The organism is Mycobacterium sp. TH-M106, from assembly GCF_057473765.1.
Genome location: NZ_JBYCLE010000534.1, coordinates 1 through 4,981 on the forward strand (window position 1 = coordinate 1; position 4,981 = coordinate 4,981).

Annotated in this window: 5 protein-coding genes and 1 pseudogene; 3 read left to right on the plus strand and 3 right to left on the minus strand. The window is 68.6% G+C overall.

Translation table 11 applies throughout. The annotated features are described in order from the left end of the window. Positions 1 to 175 (minus strand): annotated as a pseudogene (locus AC2VOP_RS18570) (dehydrogenase); the annotation flags it as partial. A gap of 127 nt (positions 176 to 302) precedes the next feature. Here AC2VOP_RS18570 and AC2VOP_RS18575 point away from each other — a divergent pair. From AC2VOP_RS18575 to AC2VOP_RS18585, 3 genes are all read left to right on the plus strand, one after another. After that, positions 303 to 1,016, plus strand: a complete 714-nt coding sequence (locus AC2VOP_RS18575; protein WP_486962329.1) for a histidine phosphatase family protein — start codon at positions 303 to 305, stop codon at positions 1,014 to 1,016. Between the two features lie 94 nt (positions 1,017 to 1,110). Beyond that, entirely contained in the window at positions 1,111 to 1,812 is a 702-nt protein-coding gene (locus tag AC2VOP_RS18580; protein ID WP_486962330.1) for a YggS family pyridoxal phosphate-dependent enzyme, read from the plus strand. Between the two features lie 14 nt (positions 1,813 to 1,826). Next, complete coding sequence (locus AC2VOP_RS18585) at positions 1,827 to 2,786, plus strand: nucleoside hydrolase (protein WP_486962331.1); 960 nt, start codon at positions 1,827 to 1,829, stop codon at positions 2,784 to 2,786. 38 nt (positions 2,787 to 2,824) lie between these two features. Here AC2VOP_RS18585 and AC2VOP_RS18590 read toward each other — a convergent pair whose 3' ends face one another. Continuing rightward, entirely contained in the window at positions 2,825 to 3,673 is an 849-nt protein-coding gene (locus AC2VOP_RS18590) for a hypothetical protein (protein ID WP_486962332.1), read from the minus strand. A 124-nt stretch (positions 3,674 to 3,797) separates the two neighbouring features. After that, the coding region (locus AC2VOP_RS18595; protein ID WP_486962333.1) for a DNA polymerase Y family protein at positions 3,798 to 4,981 on the minus strand (1,184 nt) is incomplete at its 5' end.

Here is a 4,981-nt window from a genome sequence, read left to right on the forward strand (position 1 = left end):
TGACGGCGTAGGTCGGCAGCACCTGCTGGGTGATGTCGTGGCTGTTCTCGGTGGTGAACGACAGGTCGGCGGTGCCGGCGCCGACTCCGAGCGCATAAAGCATGGTGTCGCGATCGGTCCATTCGACCAGCACCGGCTCGGTGGTGGCACCGATGGCTTTCGGGTCGAGCGCCATGGGGTTCTCCCTTTCAGTCGGATGCAATCGGATGCAGTCGGATGCAGTCGGATCAGATTCGATCAGATTCGACACCAAACCACCAGAAGTCGCCCCATGAACGTCGTCGGCAAGGCAGGCTGTCGGCATGAACATCCGCACCGTGACCTGGAAGCCCGCGGCCGTGCTCGCCGCGGCCCTGCTCGCCGCGGCCGTGCTCGCCTCCTGTTCCGGTGGGCCGCACCCCCGCAACATCACCGTGACGTTCATCCGGCACGCGGAATCGCTGAGCAACGCCGACGGCGTCATCGACACCGACGTCCCCGGCCTGGGCCTCACCGAGAAGGGCGACGGGCAGGCCCAGCAGGTCGCTCATCAGCTGCAGCACAACCACTACGACGGCGTCTACTCCTCTCCCATGCTTCGCGCCCAGCAGACCGCCGCGCCGTTGGCCAAGGAGATCGGCAAGCAGGTGCAGATCCTGCCCGGGCTAAAGGAGATCAAGGCCGGCTGGTTCGACGGCGAGCCGACGTCGAGAGCCGACTCGACATACCTGCTCGCACCGCTGGCCTGGCTGCGCAGCGACCGCACAGAGACCATCCCGGGGTCGATCGACGGCAACGAGTTCAACAGCCGGTTCTCTGATGCGGTGCAAAAGATCTACGACAGCGGCGACGCCAACCCGGTGGCGTTTTCGAACGGCGTGGCGATCATGGTCTGGACGCTGATGAACGCCAAGAACGGCCGCGACAGCCTGCTCACCGACCACCCGCTGCCCAACATCGGCCGGGTGGTGGTCACCGGCAATCCGGTCACCGGCTGGACACTGGTCGACTGGAACGGTCTCCGCTCATTCGACTGACCTCCTCGTCTGGTCAGATAGACGGTGCGGCTGGTGCCGGGCGTGCATTGGTGAGAACGGCAATCGAGCAGGCGACCGATGCGGCGGTAGCGCCGTGAACCCTGCCGACACCCTGGCGAACCGCTGGGCTCGGGTGCAACAGCGGGTCGCCGACGCCTGTCGCGACGCCGGTCGGGATCCCTTCGAGGTGGCCATCCTGCCGGTGACCAAGACCGTCGCCCCGGAGGTGATCCGCAAGGCAGTCGCGTTGGGAATGTACCGCTTTGGCGAGAACAAGGCCCAGGAGATCCGCGACAAGGCCGAACCGTTGGCCGATTGCGGCATCGACTGGGTGATGATCGGTCACCTGCAGACCAACAAAGCCAACATCGTGGCGCGGCTGGCTAACCAGGTGCAATCACTGGACCGGCCGGAGTTGGCCACGGCGCTGGATCGGCGGCTGCGGACGCACCATCGCGTCATCGACGTCTTGGTCCAGGTGAAGACCTCCGATGAGCCGAGCAAATACGGGCTGCCGCCGGACCGGTTGCTGCCGTTCCTCGACGAGTTGCAGGGCTACCCCACCCTGCGGGTGCGCGGCCTGATGACGCTGGCCGTCCACGCACCAGACCCGGACGCCGTGCGCGGTTGCTTTCGCCGGTTGCGTGAGTTGCGTGACCGCGCCGTCGCGGCCGGACACCAGCTGACCGAGTTGTCGATGGGCATGAGCGGGGACTTTCCGCTGGCGATCGCCGAAGGTGCGACGGAGGTGCGCATCGGCACGGCGATCTTCGGCGCGCGCAGCCCGCGTCGCTGAGTATTGTTGCCGCCGTGAATTCCGTCGCTGCGCTGCCGGTGTTCGCCGACGTCGACACCGGCGTCGACGACGCGCTGGCGCTGGTGTACCTGATGGCCAGCGCCGACGCCGAACTCGTCGGTATCGCCTCGACCGGCGGAAACGTTGCGGTGCAACAGGTTTGCCGGAACAATCTCGGGCTGCTGCAGTTGTGCGGGGTCAGCGGTGTACCGGTGTCCAAGGGTGCCGAATCGCCGCTGCGCGGACCGACGGCCGGCGGGCACACCGCTGAAAACGTCCACGGCCCACAGGGTCTCGGCTATGCCGAGCTGCCGCCCAGTGACGGTCGGCTTACCTCGTATGACGCCGCCGCGGCCTGGATTCGGGCCGCGCGCGAGCATCCCGGTCAGCTGGTCGGGCTGGCCACCGGGCCGTTGACCAACCTGGCGTTAGCGCTGCGAGCCGAGCCGGCGCTGCCCGCGCTGCTGCGCCGGCTGGTGATCATGGGCGGGGCGTTCGGTCGCCCCGAACCCGAGTTCAACATCAGCGTGGATCCCGAAGCGGCTGCCGAGGTGTTCACGGCCTGGCAGGCCCGGCAACAGCTTCCGATCGTGTGCGGTTTGGAACTGACCGAACGCATCGTCATGACACCGGCCATTCTGGGCAGGCTGTCAGCGGCGGCGCCGTCGAACCCGTTGATCCGGTTGCTCGGCGACGCGCTGCGGTTCTATTTCGAGACGCACGACGAGCGGGGCCGTGGATACCTGGCGTATCTGCACGATCCGTTGGCCGCGGCGATCGCGCTGGACCCCGATCTGGTGGCAACCCGCCCGGCGGCGGTGCACGTCGAGTTCGCGGACACCCCAGGGCGTGGGCGCACGGTCGCCGACTGGTCCGGCGAACCCAACGCGCGGATCGGCGTCGACGTCGACCCGACAGCGTTCTTCGACCGCTACGTCGAACGGGTCGGATCGTTTGCGCGGCACCGAACGTGAAGCTGCTGCGAGATTTTCGCGAAAATCTCGCAACAGCTTCACGTTCGGCGATCCCATGCCGCCCACACCCGTCCGATGACGCCGCCGTCGGTGTCCTCAGCCGTCACCCGGATGTCGATCCAATCCAACGCCGCGACGGCCTCGGCACGCCTGAGGTCGTGGTTGAACTGCGGTCGACTTAGCCGGTGATGATCGCCCTCGTAGTCGACGGCCACCTTGATGTGCTCCCACCCCATGTCGAGCACCGCCACTAACTCGCCGTGTTCGCCGTACACCGGGATCTGGGTCTGCGGCGGCGGAAAACCCGCGCGGATGAGCAGCAGTCGTAGCCGGGTCTCGCGCGGGGACTCGGCACCGAAATCGACGAGCGGCAAGGCGACATGGGCGCGTCTGATCCCGCGGCTGCCTCGGTAGCGTTCGGCGAGCAACTCGACATCGGCCACCTTGAGATGAGTCGCCCGGCCTAAGGCGTCGATCATCGCGACCGCCTTGTCGACGGGGTAGCGGCGGGCCAGGTCGAGTGCGGTGCGCTCCGGCGTCGTCACCCGCATTCCGTCGATGAACGTAAACTCGTCGTCTGCTATCCGGTCTGACCACGTTCGGATGCCCGCCGGGGCGTGCCGATTCTGGTAGACGATCTCCGCCGGCGTCCCGGCATCCACCCACTTGGCGCCGTGCAGCGCCGAGGCGGACCGGCCCGCTAGGACACCGCGGCCCCGCGACCACAGCCACGCCGCCCTTGCCTGCACCACCGCGGTGATGTCGGCGTCGCGGGCGATGAAAACGTCGCGGTGTAGCGCTACGAATTGGGTGCGCAGTGCGTACGGCGTCACCCGGCCGGATGCGACGGCCGCGCTGCCGACAAAAGGTTCGAAAGGCTCTGCCATGCGCCTGAGTCTGCCGCCCGGCACCGACACGTCACCGAGCGTGAAGCTGTTGCGAGATTTTAGCGAAAATCTAGCAACAACAACACGCGCGGCGCTCGGCATGGCGGCGCGGCGCAACAAAGCGCTACACATAGCTCCCGTCCAGATACCAGCGCCGCCGGCGGTAGCACAGCAGCAGCGCCGCACCGGCATTGTCGTCCAACAGGCCGTCCAACAGCACCTGGGCGCGGGCCACCCGATCCGGGCGGCCGAAACCAACTTGGCCCGTCAAGTCCGAATCCCACCACCGCTCGTCGACCGGCCAGGGCCCGGCCCACCAGCGCAGCCGGTCGTCACGGTCACGGGCGACCAGGTATGCCGGCTCAGCGGAGAACAACCCCCGGTTTGTCACCCTTATCGGGTTGCGGTGGACGTCGAGCAGTTCCACCGGGTCGTCGAGCAGCACCGCCGGAGACGGTTCGGGCAGCCGGCCGGGCCACGGCTGGCCCGGGTCGGCCCGCGGAGCGGGCTCGTCGCCTAGCGGCGTCACGGTGATGCGTTCGGCCGGGCCGCGACCGCCGGACAGCACCGGCACCTGCACCGCCTCCGGGCCGAGCAGGCCCTGCACCCGCACCAGCACCCGCCGGGCCCGCAGCCGGTCTGCTTCGCCGGGCCCACCCCACAGGGGCAGCTGCAACGCCTCGGCGGCCACCACCTCTATCGGCTGTAGCCGCAGCAGCGTCACCGGCCCTGACAGCACAGCGGGTTTGCGGGTGTTTAACCAGCCGTCCAGCTGCCAGCGCACCCGGTCGGCGGTGGCGTCCTCGGTCAGCGGCTCGGCGCACCGCCACACCCGGACCAGCTCTTCGCCGGTATCGGTGACGGCGTGAATCGCCAACCGGGTGCAGCCCACCCCGGCCGCGACCAGCGTCTGGTGCAGGGCAGCGGCCAGCGACCGTCCGGCAAACGCCGCGGCATCGACCCGGTCGATCGGCGGATCGCAGTGCAGCACCGCGTCGAGATCCGGCGGCGGCTTCCGCCCGACCGGTCCGCGCTCCGGCTCGCCGCGGGCGAAGCGCTGCGCAGCGACCGCGTCGGAGCCGAAGCGCGAGGCCACATCGGTGCGCGGCAGCGCGGCGAACTGCCCGATGGTGCGAATTCCCATCCGCCACAACAGGTCTACGAGTTCGCCTCGCCTCGACCCGGACAGGCTGGGCTCGGTGGCGAGTTGGCGGATCGACAGCGCCGACAAAAACCGCGCGTCGCAGCCCGGCTCTATCACCCGACCGGCGCGGGCGGCGAACACCGCGGTGGACAACCGGTCGGCGA